We start from the raw sequence: 17576 nt of genomic DNA, 5'->3' as shown, positions 1-17576 counted from the left end.
ACTCACTTCGGCTCGATCATCTCGATGAAGACTCGGCCCCACGAGCCTTCCTGATCGAACCCTCGAAGCGACCTCAATTCAGCAAGATGGCTATAGAGTTCCACCAACTCCGCAACCGAGCCACGAGCTACGGTTGTGGTGGCCAACGCTTTTCGAATCTCAATCTCTGCAGCCTCGAGATCTCCCTTGCGATAAAGTAGCCATCCCAATGTATCGATGAAGCTCGCGTTTCGCTGCACGTCTTGAGCGATCGCGAGTCGAATCAGGGCTAGTCCCTCATCGACTCGTGTGTTTGACGTAGAGAACATATAGGCCAGATTGTTGCGATAGGTCGCGAGGTCGCGATCAAAAGGATCGCTAATCATTGTGCGCGAAATCGCGTCCTCGTAGAGGGTGAATCCGCGCTCTACATTGCCGGCTTCTTCGTAAAGCCCGGCCAATGACATCATGAGAACCTTCGCCGAAATCCCGCGTCCTGCGGCTACGGTAGGCCAACGGTCCTCCACGAATGCCACACCCTCAGATGCCAACCCGGCGTCTCGGAACGCGCGCAGGGCGAGGTCAATCGCAAGCATGCCACCCTGGTCGGCAATCGGAGCCTTCGCGAGCTCATCCAAGAACGGCTTCGCACGCTCGATATCACCTCGCTTAAGTGTAATTTCCGAGGCGTTGAAGAGAGTCAGAAGTGCTTGGTTCCCGTCGTTGAGTCCACGACGAATATCATCTTCAGCGTCTTCGCCCATCGCCAAGCGGACCAATCCACGTGTGACATAGTTTCCGCTTCGATTGGGCCTTAGGTCGATGGCCTTCTCCGCAAATCTCAAACCTTCCGCGATAAATCCATGGGTGCGCAATTCGTCCGCGAGTCTTCGTGAAGCTTCGGACGCGTCGGGACTTTCAGAAATGACTTGATCGAAGAGGCTTAGGGCCGCATCTCTTTCTCCGAGGTGCAGATGAGCAAGGCCCAGCGCACGGCGAAAATCTGGAGATGTCTCCTCCAGGTTGACCCTAGGGGCGATGTACTTTGCAAGCTCACCCCAGAGTCTCCAACTCTTCAGAAAGTCTCCAACCTGCTCGACTGCATCCGGATCAAACTCCGTATCTTCCAGCATGGCCAGAAGCTCTTCTCGTGCCTCGACCGTATCCCCGACGCGATAATTCATTCGCGCCCAAATCAAGCGCGTTCGAACTAGCTGTGGATAACCGTTTAAGACCGGGGCCATCAACGTCCGCACGAATTCAGGGTCCTGACGGTCCGCATAGTTGCTCGCGACCTCAGAGACCGTCTCAACAGGGTTCTCGGTGACACGCCAGATCAAGTTGCTCGCTTCAGAGGCCAGTGGAAGATCATTGGTGACCATACCGTTGTTGAACGCATTGAAAATTTGGGTCTGTGTCGGCATTAATCTCAGACTTTCTCGGCTCAACTCAGAAACCAGTTGGTCCTCGCCGAGAGCTCGCACCACGTCGAGCGCTACTTGCCTTGCGCCTGACCTATCTGGACGACTTGCGACAAACTCTTCTACCAGTCCACGAATCCGTGCGTTGTCCGACTGCGCGACTGCGAGCTTCGAAGCCAGATTTAAGGCTCCCCTTGCAACCTCTAGGTCTCCATCTTTGATGAGCGGCTCTGCAATCTGGCGCGCCTTATCAAACCTGCCATAGGCCAAAAGCAGTGTCCCCAATTTCAAAGTTCTTTGCCGATCGCGGCTCGAATCTCCAAACTCTTTCAGGACTAAATCCACGTATGGATCAACGCTGACATCGTCATCACTAAACACCAAGCGTAGCTCGAGCTCTCGCATTCGTTCTTCTTGCCGAATTGAGTCCGGCAGTGAATCATGGAAGGCTCTGGCCTCCGCAAGATAGCCCTCGCCTGCGAGGCTCTCGATGGCTCCCGCAAGGGTTTCAACACGCACATCCTCGCCCGAGTCGCCTACCTGCGGGGCGTCACCTTCCATTGTCACTTCTCCAACCAGGCGCTGCATCCGCCCGAGCCCTTCGCTAAGTCCTCCGGTCTGAATGTCGTGCGCGATCAATAGTGACGTCGCCGCATCAGCATATCGCTCGTCTTGCGCCAACTGAATCAAGAAGGGAACCCACAAATCTGTGCGGCCCGTAGACTCGAAAGCCCCGCCAACCAACCGCAATGCATCAGCACGTCGAAGGTTTGGTTGGTCCAGAAACACCTGAAATTGAGCCAATGCCTCATTGGTATGTCCAAGCGTCAGGTAGACCTGACCGAGTAAGACAACATAGTCCGTGCGCCCCTGCTCAGTCGCAGCGCGCAGATACATGCTCCCCAACTCGAGGCGCCCTTCCCTGACCAAGTATTCGCCCAATTGCTCCTGCACTCGGCCGTCACGGCTACGCTCGAGGACCGGTTGCATGACTCGCAGAAGTCGCTCCATTCCACCGAGTGTCGTAAACACGTTTGCATAAGCCACGGCCAGATCCCCGCCCATGACCTGGTCCCCGTTTTGGATCTCAGACTCGATGGCCTTTGCCGCCTCTTCCAGGAACCCATATTGAACCAAGAGTTCGACAAATAGATCCGGCGCCACGCCGCCAGAACGCAATTCATCCATAAAGCGTTGGGCACGGATTTGGTCGCCCTGTCGCAGCTCATGCGAAGCTACGATGCGAACAAAGTAGTCCTTATCCACTGCGAACGCCAAAGGCATCATCTCTCGCGCCAGCTCACGTGCTTCCTCAAAACGCCCCACAGACGTCAACGCCTCGATCTCTACTCTTGCGACGGGAGTTCGTTGGGGCGACTCAAGCATCTGGCGAGCGAGTTTGAAATCTTCTCGGCCCGCTTCAACCTGGCCCCGCATGATTCGAAATCGGCCACGTTCCGCCAAGAGTAAAGAGTTCTGAGGAGCCGCATTGACCGCTGAGTTGTAGGCCGTTTGGGCCTTCTCGACCTCAGCGCGACGCTCGTAAAACTGGCCCACACGGTACCAGGACTCGGCAGGAGTCACGCTGCTAGAAGCAAATTCCTCCAAAGTTCGCCACGCCCCTTCGATGTCTCCCGCACGATACATCATGATGCCGAGATCAAATCGATACTCATCACCATGCAATTCTGCCATCCGAGTGAGCTGTCTGACGCCCTCTTCCCACAAGCCGGCGGCTTCAATCACCGAGATCGAAGTTCGTCGTCCCTCGCCCGGATTCTGCGTTCTCTCCAAGTAGACGGCGATCAGCGGCCCAATCTTTTGTGGCTGGTCGGTCTGCCGATACACCTCGGAGAGTTTCAAGAACGCATTTCTCAGGAGGTTTTCGTCCCCGGACGTCATCAACTCCTGAAGATAGGGTTCCAGAACATCGTATTGCCCAGCAGCCATAAGCTGATCCGAGACTTGTCGGAGCGCATCGAGGCTAGAGCCTCGGTCCTCGAGGTAGCTCGAAAGAATGGCCTTTGCTTCTTCGTGCCGCCCCAAATTGAGAAGTGCCGTACCGTAATTCAATTTGGTGTCAGCGCGGGACTTTTCAATGCCGAGCTTTTCATAGGCAAGCGCAGCAATATCCCACATGCGACGGCTTCTCATCGCGTCCGCAAATCTCTCGAGCTCCCGTCCACTGGCTTTCGCTTTGTCCAAATAGATTCGATAGTTCTCGCGAGCCTTGTCCTCCGAAGAGAAGATTCCGTTGGAAAGTAACGCTCCAGTCATCCGCATACGCTTCTGTGCTGCCGAAGCGTAAGCGTCTCCAATCAAGCGATAGAGCTCGGGCAGTCTCTCACCGTCTCGTTTCACCAACTCTTGCAGTAGTGAGAGCACCCACTCTTCGTGACCGTGGCGCTCGAACCTACGACTCATCGACTCGAGAGCCCCGAAATAATCAGGCGAAACCTGCAGGTACTTCTTCCAGAGTTCAAATGCCTCCACATCGCGGCGCTGCGAGAAATACAACTCACTCAACTCTTCGTAGTAGAGGACATTTTCGGGCCTGAGCGATATCAACTCTTCGAGGATGCCCACACCCTCTTGAGCCCACGAGCTGGTCCTAAGTCTCTGCCACGCATCATCGAGTGCTGCACCGCGGTCATTCGAGCCGTCGATATACTTCTGAAGTGCGTCTCGCATGTCGCGCTCTTGACGGCGCCTCTTGTAGACGTCTGCAATATTTAACCACGCTGAAGTTCGCCCTAAAGACGCTGCCTTAAGAAGGTACTTCAATGCATCATCGAGTTCATTCTGGCGCAAAAAGCGGGAAGCCACTTCAGCATAAACGTCTGCCGAGCCCCCCCTTGCTTTGATGTGTCGCTCAAAAACCTTGTGAATCTCTTGGGGCCGGTTCGATTCTCGATAGAGTGTCTCGAGGTCGTAAACCACGCTTTCATTGGCTGGCTCGAGCTTGAACGCGGCCAGAAGGAACTTCTCAGCATCTTGGTAGGACCGCATACGTCGGAGCACGCTCGAAGCATCCAGATTTGCCCGAACCGGGTCACTTGCGCGCTTCACATAGCCATCCAAAGCGCGCCTCGTATCACTGAGACGATTCGCCCCCGAATATGCCTTGGACAGTTCCATCCACAAAGTTGCGCTCGAATCGTCCTTGGCCAACGCCGCTTCCAAAAAGTAAATCGCCAAATCGGAGTGTCGCTGCGATGAGGCCCATCTCCCTGCCGTGGTCAACGAGTTCACACTCGAATCGGACCGCTCAACATACCGCTTGGTCACGCGTTCAACGTCCAAAAGACGTGCACGACGGGAGTAAAGCTCGGCCAGCATCCGAGTGGCGCGCCAACTCACGGTAGCCTGTTCTACTGCCTCTTCCAGATACTCGATGGCGAGTTGCGGCGCGCGACCTTGAGTCGCAAGTTGAGCCGCCTCGATATACGGGTCTGCGAGAACGGGGAGGCCCTTCACGTCCCTCATATCCTGAATATAGGCCTTCAAATGGACGTTCGCCTGATCGGTAGCTCGAGATGTCAAGAGGAGCTCAGCGAGCGCCAGATGAGTCTGAGCGCGTTGGTTGCTCGGCACCGTCATGAGCTCGAGTGCCTGGTCGTAGAACCTGATCGCGATCGAAGGATTCTTGAGTCGCTCTGAGCGCCGGGCCACTTCCAGATTACGGTCGACCCCGCTATCTCCCGCGTCTACATATTTTTGGAAGGCCAGAATCGCCTCCGAATCTTGACCAAAGGTCGTGAACACGCGTCCCTGGTCGAACCAAAAACTAGGGTCCTTAAAGTCGGTTGCGAGCGCCCCATAAGCCTCAGCGGCGAGCTGAAATTTCCCTTCGCGAACGTAGTCCTCGGCGAGCAACGCCCGAGTCCGCTTCATCCACTCTTCGCTTACGGCTTCATGACCCGGAACCATCTCCGCGAGCTCAACCCTCAGCTCAAGAGCCTTCGCGTAATCGTGAGTAGACATTGCCAGAGAAATCGCGGTTTCAAGAGCCCTTTGATAGTCGGAGTCGCTCACCAAGGAGATATCGATGCGCCGTGATTCTCGCCACGTATCCACCGCCCGGACAGGGTCTCCCAACTCCCAGAGTAGCTTGCCGAGTGCCCGATGCCCCAACCCACGAGTACCTTGAGCCCTGGCGGCCTTGCGCGCGTAAGGTTCTGCGGCAGCCCATTTCTCTTGCCCAATCAAACTCTCCGCCATGAGCAGGTTTAGCTCGGGATCATTGGGGTCGTCTGCCAGCCCCGACTCGGCATGAGCAATTGCATTCGAGTACTCACCGCGCGCCAAAGACTCCATTCCACTTTCATACGAATTGTGGCAGCCCACGCTAAGGGCGAGTATCATCAAGGAAATGAAGTATCTCATCTTTCTCCGTACATCGAGGACCCAAGGGCAACCGTCGCCCTTCAACCTCTATTCCAAACATCGTTTGCGCGATTAACTAATCCAATAACACAAAAAACCGCCCGAACGCCTTTACTTCCATTCCCACTATGCTAAAGGCTTACGGCTCGTTTTTCCGGGCGAATCGCCCTTTCGAACTACTCGTTCTAAGCGGATACAGATGAATCGACAAGGACTAGAAATTGAAAAAGGCGCCCGTCACTGCAAGATTCTGGACAAGGAAGGTGAAGTCCTCTTCCGAACCACGAATCTACGGGACGCTGAACATTATCTCGAATTGATTGAAGAAATCGATCGCCTGCATCGACTTCTCGATGCACGTGGCGTCGCGCCTCACCGAATCTACCTTTTGGCTATCGATGAGGACAAACGTGGACGAGTTAACCTCGAAAATGTTCCCGCAAACGAAGTGGTCATCGTCGCAAAAGCAGATGATGGCGTGGTCGTCCGCCACCTCAACGATGGCCGCGAGGAAATCGTTGACCTCGATGAGCTCGAGCCCATCGAAGGCGGCTCCTACCTTCAGGCCTCAGAGGTCTTCGACGAGTCCGTACATGTCGTTTTGAGATTCGACCGGGAGTCCGAAGTCTCAGCTGTGGGTGTTTTCCGAACCAAAGAAAAGGCCGACACCATCAGCACCGACTGGTCGAAGGTCGAGGAAACCCCAGGAAGTGAGTACACAGCGGCCCTCGCGCATTCGGAAGGCGATATCCTGCTCTACCGAATTGAAGCGTCTGTCGAAGACTGATTACCACTCAAAACTAAACCCTCCGATCGGCATGGCCCCAGTTTCATGGGTGGGCAACTCGTCCCACTCATGAATGAAGAGCAAGTACCCACTGCCGCCCATCATTAGGGTTCCACTTATCCATACTGAGGGAACGTCTGCCGCCCACCCGAGAGCGAGGGCCCAGAATCCTCCTACAAGCCCCATCCAACCGAAGGTTTTGACCGCTGCGGGCGGGGACAAGTCCACGTCGCTCATTAGAACCTCGGAGTCGTCCACCTTCGTCTTCTCTTTCTCTAGCTCTTTCTCTGGCAGCACGGACTTCATCTTCTCCGGCACTTTGACCTCCGGTAGCTGCGAAAGCTCAACCTCCACCGTCCGTTCTTGACCGGCAAAAACCTCGACCTCAACGAATGCACTCTTGAAGCCCTGCTTCTCAAACCGCAGACGATGTTGGCCAGGATGCACCGGGATGCGCGCTGGAGTGCGGCCTACTGCCCTTTCACCGAGCCAGTAGACACTGGCTCCTTCTGGATCTGAAACGACTTCTAAACGGCTCTGAGTCGACTCTAGAGTCCTAAGCACTTCGATTCGAGCACCAATCTTCTCCGAATGCCGCGAGTTAGGCACCAAGTTGAGGTAGAGCTGGAAGTGAAACCTTGCACTTTCCCAGTTCCCAAGTTTCTCCTGCACGTCGCCAACCTGATAGACCAACTCCGGGTCCTCGCTCAGCTCAAGTGCCTTCGTATAGGCAACCAATGCGTCTTCAAACTCGCCCTGTGCAAGTGACTGGTTTCCTGTTTGCACCCACCGGTTGGCTTCCCGGGAGTCTTGTGCGCTCGCGTTCAAAGCCATCAAAGTCAGCAGAAGACCGACGACCCATACTGACAATTTCCATCTTCTCATCTGAAGCTCAAAACACGAGTTTCCATCCACTTCTGAATTTACCACATTTCACCACCTCTTAAGTCTTCAAATTTTCCTGAATTTTGCAATCTTGGCGCAATTTCTGAGGTTCTGCTTGTTTTTAATCGAATCCTGAGTATATTCCCGGCCGAGTACAGCCTGCAGTATCACGGTAATTTTGCCGTGCTGCCTAAATACCGGAAATACAGTTGTGATTGGTGGAGACTGCAGGTGGATGGGCAACATCAATCGAGTATATCCGGTCTATGTGAGGTAAAAATGGCACGATACATGTCAAGCACGGAATTGTTTCAAAAGATGGAAGAGGATCAGGATATCGTTGTAATCGGTGTCCTTCCGGAAGATAAGTTCAAAGAAGAACATATCCCCGGTGCGATCAACATTCCTTTGGATCAACTCCCAGACAGAGTTCGCGACTTCAGGAAGAATCAGCGTATCGTTGTTTACGGCGAAACCCATACGGACGAGGCATCCAACAAAGCTGCCGCACTCCTTGAAACCTTGGGTTTCCGCAAAGTTGCCGATTTTGATGGTGGTGTTCACGCTTGGAAACAAGCTGGATACCTGACGGTTACTAACTAAGTCCGTCGGCATATCTAATTGAAAGAGCCGCCTCCGGGCGGCTTTTTCATTTCTTGCACCCGGTCAATACTTGAAGTCTCTCATGCGCTCCCGAATCTTATCGCGCACGTCTTTCTGGATAGTCTCTTTGGCCTTTTCTCCTTCACGTTTGAGTCGCTCTGCTTGTTCGCGACGATACTTCTCGATCTTGGAAATCGGCTTTTCGGCCGGTTCAACCTTTTCGACTCGCGCCGGTGGCTCACTCTTCGGGCTTTCAACCGCTGGCTTCGGCTCAGCTTTGGACTTCTTCGGAGCCACTGCCCTCTTCGGACGACTCTTGGAACGCTCCAGGGTTTCCCTTGCCAATTCCAGGTGTTCCGCTTGAGCCACAACCATCGCATTCCCAACCGACGCGCTGGCCTCAAAAAAACTCGCCGGGTCAATGGTTTGCGCGTCTTCCCGAACCACCAATTCTGGAGCTGGCTCAGTTGAGTCAGGCTGAGGATCGGAAGACATTTGCGACCACACCACCGCCACAAGCAATCCCATCGAAATCACACCCACCAATGCCGCAACCAGCCAATGATTCTTCTTCGGTTTACGCTCCACTCGGGTAGGTAGATTCGCGTTGGGGGTCGACCCAACCAAGGTTTCTGCGAGTGCTTCGGCCGCGACGCCCGACCTCTCGTTCAGCGACTCCAAAGTCCTCTTGACCTCCATCGCGCTCGAAGGCCTATCGTCAGGATCCTTAGAAAGGAGCCGCATCACAAAGTCATTTAAGGCCGGCGAAATCGGGACACCTAACTCAATAAGCGTTGGCGGCGTTTTGTTCACGACCTCAACCAGTACAGCAATCGGAGTTGGCGAGATAAACGGTGTGCGGCCGCTCAGCATTTCATAGAGGATGGTGCCGAGAGCGTAGAGGTCAGTCCGCTCATCCACTTCCTGTGCAGTACACTGTTCCGGACTCATATAGTACGGAGTCCCAATAATGACGCCACTTTGGGTGAGTTTGGCGTCCTCTCCCATGGCCTTTGCGATACCAAAATCCAAAACTTTCGCGTGAAACTCCCCACCTGGCGTGCTCACCAGAAACACGTTGTCGGGCTTAAGGTCACGGTGAACGATACCCTCGTCGTGCGCTGCAGCGAGGCCAGCAGCAATCTCAATGCCGACCTTGATGGCATCCCGTGGATTCATCCTGCCCCGCTCGATTCGGGACCCGAGGGACTCGCCATTCAAGTACTCCATCACGAGATAGAGTAAACCACCCAATTCTTCACTTTTCCCGCTTTCGAAGATCGTGACGCAATGAGGGTTCGAAATCCGACCGGCAGCCCTCGCCTCTAGTTCAAAGCGCTTGACGAACTCTTCGCTCGAACCAATCTCACGACGAAGCGTCTTGATGGCCACCGGGCGGTCAATATTCACCTGACGACCGAGAAACACCGACCCCATGCCTCCCTCGCCAATCTTTTTCTCAATGCGCCAACGGCCGTCGATGACCTGCCCTTCGAGAAGGTTCTGGTCGGACTCGCTCATCGTCTAATCCAGGATATCGACCGAAGGTTTGGACGGCTCCTCAAGGAGTAGATCCACGCCTGGCTTTGTTTCAGGCTTCTTCTCAGGTTCAACTTCTTCAACCTCAGGCTCCTTGCGTACTGTCTCCGGCTCCGGCCGCTTGGTGCGAACAACGGGCCGCTGAACGGGCACTTTCTTTTCGACCACTTCGGCCGGGTTGGACGCAGCAAGACGCTCAAGATTCACTTCCACTTGAGTATCTGCATCAACAACAACCTGAGCCTGATAGGGTTTGAAGCCTTCGAGCTCAAAACGAAAGTCCACCTTCTCGCCTTCCTTGAACGCGAGCGTTGTCGGAGTCGTTCGATGAAAATCCTTGCCATCTCTAAAGATTCGAGCACCACTGGGTGTAGACCGAATCTTCACTGACACATAGCCATTCGTATCTTGCTTAACTGGCTCACTCTCACCCACCACCACGGGCTCGACCTCAAAATTTGCGGACTTTTCTCGATTCAACCCCATGATTAAGAGTCCCGCCATCACGAGCAGAATCAGTGAGATCGCGATCAGCGCTTTTTTGTTGCCGCTTAACTGCTCATCTACAGGTTCTGCCAGCTTCGGTGGAGAATGGGTACCTGTACTGGTCAAAAATGGTTGCACCGGAATTGGAGCTGATTGCGTGGATGGTGCCCTCTGAAACATATCACTCTGAGACGATAGACTCGAAAGTGATTGCGAACTCACCGATGAATGCGAAATCCCCGATTGGGAGACCGACGCATTAGGAGCCGAGGCGAGCGCTTCTTCAAGCTCTAGTCGAAGGTCCTCGACGGACTGCTGGCGCCCAATCGCTGTTTTCTCAAGCGCTTTTCGTACGACGTTCTCAAGATAGTGAGGAATCCTCTCCAAGTTAGCGGCAGCAAGCCGCTGAGAGAACGATGGAGGCGTTTCCTGGGCATGAGCCAACATCAATGCGGTGGTTGTGGACTGCTGGAACGGTGGCGCGCCACACAACATCTCAAAGAGGATACAACCAAGACTGTAGACATCACTTCGGTGGTCCACCGGCTCGCCCAGAATCTGCTCCGGTGACATATATCGTGGAGTCCCGATAATGCGGCCATCCCCCGTAAGGTTGACATCGTCTTCCCCCATCACAGCCTTTGCGATCCCAAAATCCAGAACTTTTACAAAGTCTGCGTCGGAATCCACACGGATCAAGATGATATTGTCTGGCTTGATGTCTCGGTGAACAATTCCCGCACGATGCGCTTCGTTCAATGACTTGCAAATCTGAGTTGCGATGTGAACGGCGCGCTTAGGACTCAGCGGACCGGTCTCTTTGATAACGTCGCTGAGCGTTTTGCCATCTAAGAGTTCCATGGCCAAAAAGAGAAATCCGTTTTCGGCCTGTCCATAATCAAAAACGGTCACTGTGTTTGGATGCCGAAGTTGCGAGATCGTCAGCGCTTCACGCTCAAAGCGCCTAACCGTCGTTTCGTCGTGCGTAGGGATCAATTTCAGCGCGACGCTTCGGTTCATGGCGGTCTGTGTTGCTTCGTAGACCGCTCCCATTCCACCAAATCCAAGGAGGTTCGTGATCACAAAGCGATTCCCTGCAATGGCAGAACCCACCATTTTCTCGTAGAGATTTCGCCGTTGGTCTCGCGTCGATGACATGCACTCTCACTCGGAATTATACGCACCGGCCCATTCTATCAGAATGAACCCTCTAAAACGAAACCACCGCCTGTAGATTCAATCCACGCATTTGGTCGAACGAAAGTTGCGTTCTGCTCGGGTTCATCTGCGGTTAGGAGCATGTAGACACCGATCAGTCCCACAACAGCCCCCGTGATATAAAGCCCGTCGGCTACCATCGCAAAGGTCTGGCCCGATGACCGAAGATCCTGCTTTTCCCCAACATCAGTAGATTGCTCAAAATCGCTTTGTTTCGAAGAAGCCAGCACTCCAAACAATACGCCTCCACCGATCAAACCTGCCCCACTTCCAAGCATGATGTAAGACCAAGTGTTATCGGGCGAGTTTGATACCTCTGCTGGAGGAGCCTCGACCTGCTTATCACCCCCATCATCGGGCGTCGTTGTATCGCGATCTTGCGCAGCTAAGGCTTGTTTAACCTCATTCAGGGCGTCGATACGATCTACAGCAGCTTGTCGAGCATCCTTTTCGACATCAGGCTCCACCACGAACTTCTGGTAGAAACCTATCGCCTTGTCCCACTCCTCGAGCTTCTCGTGGCATCTCGCGATGTTAAACAAGAGATTAGGAACAGGCTCAATGTCGTAGGCTTTTTGAAAGAGCTCAATCGCCGCATTGAAATCGCCTTCTCGGTATTTTGCCGTGGCGTCTTTAGAGAGTTGCTCGACCTTTTCGGCGCTAGACGACTGAGCGAATCCCAGTCCGGGCGTCCCGAAACCAATGGCTCCGCACATCAACACCGCAATGAGTTTTTTCATAATTTTGCTCAAAAGCTTCTATTTCCCGTCATCATAGCCCGACACGACTGCATCGTCTAGTCCACCAGAATTCGCGGTCTCGCTCCACAATAAGAGCCAGAGGACCCACACAGCTTGAGCCATCGTAAGATGGACGAGCTGCAACCATCCCGGGGCTCCAAGACCAATGTTGACGAACCCGATGATGATCTGACTGAACACTACTCCACCTAGAAGGTTAGCCACTAAGCGGGCCCTTGCCCCATAGTTGTAGCGCGTCCATGCGGCAACGCCGAGAAACCACACGCTAGAAAGTACTGCTACAATCGGGTGCACAATTCTAAGTCGTACGAGGAAGTGATTGGCCGGACCCAAATCCCCTCGGACACGCGCCCAAAGGCCCTCTCCGATCAAAGCATCCACGGGAAAAAGCGTGTCACCCAAAGCCGTGATTGCACCGCTCATGCTCGTCGCAATCAGTAGGAGAGCGCCGATACGCAAAAGGATAGCCTGTCGGTCGCGTCCCGCGAACCATCTCGGGGTTGCTCCTCCTTGCGCCCACCACGCTGTCATTGTCGCCGCCCCCATCAGAACCAGCGTGTTAACGAGATGCAGCGATATCACCACGGCTCTGGCTACGGAGTCGTTGTCAGCCACCAACTCTTTGAGCACAAGACCCGCGCCTATCAACCCTTCAATGATGATAAAGACCTGAGTCAGAACGGCGGCCCAGAACACCCGATTTCGCCCGTACTTCTTCCAAGCCCAAAAGATGATGATGAACCCGAAAATCCCGCACATTCCCGATGTCACACGGTGCGTGAACTCGATAATGGTTTCGGTCGAAGGCTCGAATGGAATGATCTCGCCATGACACGTCGGCCAATGGTCGCCGCAGCCCGCGCCAGAATGTGTAATCCGAACCCATGCCCCGAAAAGAATGACGCCCAGGAGATAAACAACGAAACCCCAGGCAGCCCCCACAAAACCACTGACCCTTTTCATGATATTACTCGCTCCCATGAAAGTTCTGTCGCACCGCTCAAACGGATTCGACGCAACGCGAGGTCGAATACCGTAAGAACCACTGCTAGAACAATCAGGAGCGGCCAAAGTTCCCGGCGATGTTTCGATTCTTCGCCCATCGAGTCGAATAATACCGAAATTTCTGGATTGGTCTGTCCTCCGCCAACTTCAGCCGCACGCCGAAGCAACTCGTGGTTCGCCTCGACAAACTGAAACTCCCGAGGATACGGATGTGTCAGAGTCGCGAGGCTTACAGCCATCGTCGCTCCGTCTTTCTCGTGCACGGCTTTAAGGCCGTACGAACCAAATTCTTCGAGCTTAAACCTCGCCTCGTACCGCCCGGCAGCTGTTTGCTCGAGCGCCACCGTCATCGTTTCACCACCTGGCTTTGTGACGTTTACGGTCGACTTCAAATCGTTGATGTAGCGATCGTCGTCGCCGACAGCATCCACCACGATCCGCGCTTCCTCTTGCACAACCTCAGCCACCATCGCGAGGCTATCTTCCTCGTTGGCACGCATGGTATCGCGGATCAATTGTGTCCAAAACTTTGCGTATCCAGGCCAACGAACCCACTCCACAGCCCATCTGTTCTTAAGGTCGGAAGTAAATGCGACAACCTTACCAAGACCATTTCTCCAACGCGCGAGTACCGGCTCGCCGTGGTCCGAGACCATCAAGAGCTCAGCCTGAGGTTTAGCTTGTGTCGATACGTACCCAAGAAGATACGGTGCACTTGCCCAGTTGATACCTTCGAGCACCTGCGCACGCTTCACGATTCTCGGCCTAAACGGCTCCTCGACCATAGATGTCCGCGACACCATGCTCGTCTCTTTCATGAAGATTCGCGGAACGCTGTAGGGGTCGTTCGTGTAGTAATAACGTCCTCCTCCGCCTTCGGCGATACGCCGAAGCATGGTGGTGTCGGACCCCGACCCTACAGCCACTGTCGATACCGTGATGTTTTCGATGCGAAACGCCGGCATGAGTTCCGTGAAGATATTTGCGGTGTCGGCGTGACCGTCAGTCAGGAGAATCGCGTGCTTTCTCCGCGCATTCACCATCACCAACTGCTCGAACCCGTGTTCGAGGGCCTTTGCGATGTTGGTTCCGCCACTCGGACTCATCCTGCTGATATCGCTTGCGATTCGCACCCTATTCGAAGCCGATTGCATGGTCACGACTGGGAAGACACCATCATCAAAGCCAGCGACCGAAACACGGTCCTCTCCCTTGAGAATCTCAACGGTCGCCTTTGCCGCCTCCTTGGCCAGATCGAGCCGGTCCCCCTGCATCGAACCCGACTTATCGATGAGTAGCATGAGCGCAAGCGTAGGCGTGTTGCGCTTCTTCTCAGGCTCAAACCCAACCGGCAAGACTTTTTCCAAGTACGAGCCGTAATATCCTCCCGGGCCAAACGAAGACTCGCCACCCACCATGATAAAACCGCCACCCAATTCACGGGTATAGCGATCGATGAGCTGCATTTGTGCTTGAGACACGTACATTGCGGCCACGTCGGAGAGAATCACTAAGTCGTAACTTGCGAACTCTTCCAGAGTGGTCGGCACACCTTGAGGGCCTCTTGTCTCAAGCTCAAACGTTTCATTCCTCAACGCCCGCTCGAGGTAGAGGCGCGACCTCAGCTCGCCTTCGATGTAGAGAACGCGAGGCTTTCCGGAGACGGTAGCGTCCCAAACATACGTGTTGTTCTCTTTGAAGGTGTCTTCACCTTTGACAGCCATATCGAGCCGAAAACGGCGCAAACCGGGCTCGTAGGCTTCTGTCTTGAACGTGACCTCGGTGATGCCGGGCTTCAAATCAACACTTTGGTTTCCGTCTTTGAAATCGTTCTGCCAGAGTTGAAGATCGACATTGGTTTCGTAGTTCGAGAAGATTCGAGCCACCATTGTAAAGGGCTCGCCCACTTTGATTTCATCAGGAAAATCTAGCGAACGGATCAATATCTCCTTCGGAGCCTCGAACTCGATCTCCTTATGGTAGACGCGAATGCCGAACGCGCGAGCTTTGTGCACCTCTCCCAGCACATCACCTCGAGTTTCATTTCCATCACCAAGCAGAACGAGCTTCTTGACATGATCCTGAGGGAACACTCCATAGGACATTCGAATCGCGCTCGCGATGTCGGAGGCCAGTCGTTCGGCCTCCGGCGGGCGAGGAATCTCTCTGAGTTCACCATCCACCAGTTCAACCACGTAAGGTTTCTCAGCGACTGCAATCACACTCAAGAAGTCCCGTTCACCTTTGGACTTAATTGCTTCTGCAATAAACGCCTGGTATTGCAAGAGCACCGAATCCGGGATTGAAGCAGACGTATCCACCACAAAAATCGTGCTGACCTTCGACTCAAAACTCGTCACCACCGGACGGGCAAGACCCAGTCCGATAACAAAGATGATGAAGATGCGAAAACCAGCATTCAACCAACGTTGATAGGAAGGAAGGTCACTTAGAGTGCGGCGCTGAAGTAGAATCACCAGAGGGGCAAGGAGCCAGACACCGAAAAAATACGGCGCGATAATCTCGATATTTCTGCCGGCCCACTCAAACGCAATGATCTCCCCGGACGTCGAAAGCACCCATTCGTAATATGCGTACCCAAGACCAAGCCAGAGAGCGGCTAGAATTCCCCAAAACGCGGACTCACGCAGTATCGGTTTCATACCGTCATCCTCCGGTTGTAGGTGAACCACTCCACCAAGAGGAGCGCGAGCGCCGCTAGAACGAGCCAAATCCAGGGGTCCATCGACTTCTCGCGGCTTAGATTGTCCAAGCCGTCTTGACGCTCAGGAGTCAGCTCCTTAGGAGCAATCGCCGATTCCTCAAAATTCGCGAGGTTTGCCGCAATGGTCTGTTTGGCCGGGTCTTGAAGCTCGTAGAATCCCGGCACTTCACCATAGAATGTGGCGCGACGCTCAAACACTGGGGCGTCAATCTGGACGCCTTGTGGACCGAGCACCACTACAGTTCCCTCGGCACTTGTTTCAACTGCCCAAGTCTCTCCGGTCTTGTAGCCTTCCACCAGCGTACCATCGTCGCCCATGAACCAATCTATCGCGTTGATCAGAAGAACTGGGAATGCCACACGTAGAGGCAAATCTGAGTTTCGGACATCGAACGAGAGCCCCAAGAGCTGCTTCCCTTCACTAACTCGGCTCACAAGGATTGGAACGCCAGACTCAGACGCCGCGATGATGGTGTCTTCATTGGTGGTTCGCCACTGATCCGCCTGCCCAATGTTCACGTCTGTCAGCGTGATCCAACGTAAAAGCGGATTGCCCTTGCTTATCCTCTCTATGATCGGGTCATTGACCGTTCTCGTGATTTGCCACGGAGAATTCTCACCGGTTGGGCTCAGATAGAAGTAGTTTCGGCTCACACCCTGGGGAGGCGCCACGCGGTCGAAGACCACCACGTCGTATCGAGCCTCAGGATTGTAGGCTTCAGGGGTTACCTGAGTTACATCGAGATTCGGATTCAAGAGAAGCGGCCCTTCGAGGTACAAGTTTCCTTCCGTGACCAACAACACGCTCGTTTTACGAATAGGCGGCAAAAGCGCATACGCCCGGTCATCGAGGGGGAGGATGTCACGGGCATCTCGAGACTTTAGCCTCACCCTCGCCTCCAACTTCTCTCCAGAAACTGCCTGACTAGGATAGTAACCCTGATAGACATCTTGTGCAGGAATCTCGACCGGTTTCGTGTCCACAAGTGCACCGTCTGCCCAAATCTCAATCTCGGCTTCGATAGGTCTTTCGAAGTAATTTCTAACACCGACAAAGAGCTCGAAATCCAACTTGTTCGAGATGTAGCGGCGGACATTAAACGCAGTGACGGCAAGGTTTCCGACGGTCTCTCCGATCTTCACATGCCTCAGATTCCCCTCGAACTCCTGGGTCAAATCAGGGCCCGCTCCATCGCTGAACAACAAGATTTCGGCATTCTCTCGTCCCTCCACAGCATTCTGTGCAAAACGAAGCGCCTCGTCGTAAGAGGTTCCCGTCGCTGAGACTTGGATCCCGGATATCAAAGGTTCCAAGATGGATGTCTCAGCCACGAAAGGACTCAACGGGCGCACCTGGTCATTGAAAGTCACAAGCATCGCTCGGTCTTGCGGACCAAGCCCACTCACTACCTCACGCGCCTTTCGCTTCGCCAAATCGAGGCGATCCACCGCCCCTGAAACATCCGTGGCTCCCATGCTCGCTGAGTTATCCACGAGGAGCACCAAATGCCTGCCGTCCAAGCTCTCGGTGCCCCAATGCGGGTCGAGCAAGGAAAACGCCAGAAGACCGGCGATCAATAAATATAGGAGCCATGAGAGGATGCGCCGCAGGCGCTGCCAGAGGTCGTTGGACTTCTTCTGCTCGGTCAGAACCATTTGCCAGAGCGGCGAAAACGGAACCTCGACACGCCGTTTCCTCAGCTTGAGGACGTAAAGTATCGTAATTGCAAGGCCAACGAGGGCTGCAAGCGTTACGACACTATTGATGTCCATTCCTGTAA

10 protein-coding genes are annotated in these 17576 nt (G+C 54.1%); 2 read left to right on the top strand and 8 right to left on the bottom strand.

Annotated elements, in window-relative coordinates:
* Positions 1-2: 2 nt before the first annotated feature.
* The gene (locus tag FRD01_RS00200; RefSeq protein WP_146956525.1) at positions 3-5786 is read right to left on the bottom strand and encodes a tetratricopeptide repeat protein; all 5784 of its coding nucleotides are present in this window, start codon (positions 5784-5786) and stop codon (positions 3-5) included.
* Positions 5787-5985: 199 nt separating this feature from the next.
* Here FRD01_RS00200 and FRD01_RS00195 point away from each other — a divergent pair, with 199 nt between their 5' ends.
* On the top strand, positions 5986-6573 hold the full coding sequence (locus FRD01_RS00195) for a hypothetical protein (RefSeq protein ID WP_146956523.1): 588 nt from the start codon (positions 5986-5988) through the stop codon (positions 6571-6573).
* Here the strand turns inward: FRD01_RS00195 and FRD01_RS00190 are convergent, their stop codons facing one another.
* Entirely contained in the window at positions 6574-7458 is an 885-nt protein-coding gene (locus FRD01_RS00190) for a PEGA domain-containing protein (RefSeq protein WP_146956522.1), read from the bottom strand.
* A 279-nt stretch (positions 7459-7737) separates the two neighbouring features.
* On the opposite strand from FRD01_RS00190, the gene FRD01_RS00185 reads away from it, so the two are divergent.
* Complete coding sequence (locus FRD01_RS00185) at positions 7738-8061, top strand: rhodanese-like domain-containing protein (protein WP_146956520.1); 324 nt, start codon at positions 7738-7740, stop codon at positions 8059-8061.
* A 63-nt stretch (positions 8062-8124) separates the two neighbouring features.
* Here FRD01_RS00185 and FRD01_RS00180 read toward each other — a convergent pair whose 3' ends face one another.
* From FRD01_RS00180 to FRD01_RS00155, 6 genes are read right to left on the bottom strand one after another with little or no spacing between them, the layout of a single operon-like run.
* A complete protein-coding gene (locus FRD01_RS00180) occupies positions 8125-9582 on the bottom strand; it encodes a serine/threonine protein kinase (protein ID WP_146956519.1) in 1458 nt (485 codons plus the stop codon).
* 3 nt (positions 9583-9585) lie between these two features.
* Positions 9586-11244, bottom strand: coding sequence for a serine/threonine-protein kinase (locus tag FRD01_RS00175; protein ID WP_146956517.1), 1659 nt, complete (start codon positions 11242-11244; stop codon positions 9586-9588).
* 38 nt (positions 11245-11282) lie between these two features.
* The gene (locus tag FRD01_RS00170) at positions 11283-12044 is read right to left on the bottom strand and encodes a tetratricopeptide repeat protein (RefSeq protein WP_146956515.1); all 762 of its coding nucleotides are present in this window, start codon (positions 12042-12044) and stop codon (positions 11283-11285) included.
* Between the two features lie 18 nt (positions 12045-12062).
* Positions 12063-13028 (bottom strand): COX15/CtaA family protein, encoded by a 966-nt coding sequence (locus FRD01_RS00165; RefSeq protein WP_249755876.1) that lies wholly within the window; start codon positions 13026-13028, stop codon positions 12063-12065.
* Positions 13025-15733 (bottom strand): VWA domain-containing protein, encoded by a 2709-nt coding sequence (locus FRD01_RS00160; protein WP_146956512.1) that lies wholly within the window; start codon positions 15731-15733, stop codon positions 13025-13027. Before FRD01_RS00160 ends, FRD01_RS00165 begins: the two co-directional genes overlap by 4 nt.
* Positions 15730-17568 (bottom strand): vWA domain-containing protein, encoded by a 1839-nt coding sequence (locus FRD01_RS00155; RefSeq protein WP_249755875.1) that lies wholly within the window; start codon positions 17566-17568, stop codon positions 15730-15732. The genes FRD01_RS00160 and FRD01_RS00155 overlap by 4 nt, the downstream gene beginning before the upstream one ends.
* Positions 17569-17576 lie beyond the last annotated feature (8 nt).

Source organism: Microvenator marinus (genome assembly GCF_007993755.1).
GTDB lineage: Bacteria > Myxococcota_A > Bradymonadia > Bradymonadales > Bradymonadaceae > Allomicrovenator > Allomicrovenator marinus.
This window is presented reverse-complemented; position numbering and strand designations above follow the sequence as displayed.

Coding starts and splice junctions, on each gene's coding strand:
- FRD01_RS00200 (WP_146956525.1), bottom strand. CDS start 5,786: ATGAGATACTTCATTTCCTTGATGATACTCGCCCTTAGCGTGGGCTGC.
- FRD01_RS00195 (WP_146956523.1), top strand. CDS start 5,986: ATGAATCGACAAGGACTAGAAATTGAAAAAGGCGCCCGTCACTGCAAG.
- FRD01_RS00190 (WP_146956522.1), bottom strand. CDS start 7,458: ATGAGAAGATGGAAATTGTCAGTATGGGTCGTCGGTCTTCTGCTGACT.
- FRD01_RS00185 (WP_146956520.1), top strand. CDS start 7,738: ATGGCACGATACATGTCAAGCACGGAATTGTTTCAAAAGATGGAAGAG.
- FRD01_RS00180 (WP_146956519.1), bottom strand. CDS start 9,582: ATGAGCGAGTCCGACCAGAACCTTCTCGAAGGGCAGGTCATCGACGGC.
- FRD01_RS00175 (WP_146956517.1), bottom strand. CDS start 11,244: ATGTCATCGACGCGAGACCAACGGCGAAATCTCTACGAGAAAATGGTG.
- FRD01_RS00170 (WP_146956515.1), bottom strand. CDS start 12,044: ATGAAAAAACTCATTGCGGTGTTGATGTGCGGAGCCATTGGTTTCGGG.
- FRD01_RS00165 (WP_249755876.1), bottom strand. CDS start 13,028: ATGAAAAGGGTCAGTGGTTTTGTGGGGGCTGCCTGGGGTTTCGTTGTT.
- FRD01_RS00160 (WP_146956512.1), bottom strand. CDS start 15,733: ATGAAACCGATACTGCGTGAGTCCGCGTTTTGGGGAATTCTAGCCGCT.
- FRD01_RS00155 (WP_249755875.1), bottom strand. CDS start 17,568: ATGGACATCAATAGTGTCGTAACGCTTGCAGCCCTCGTTGGCCTTGCA.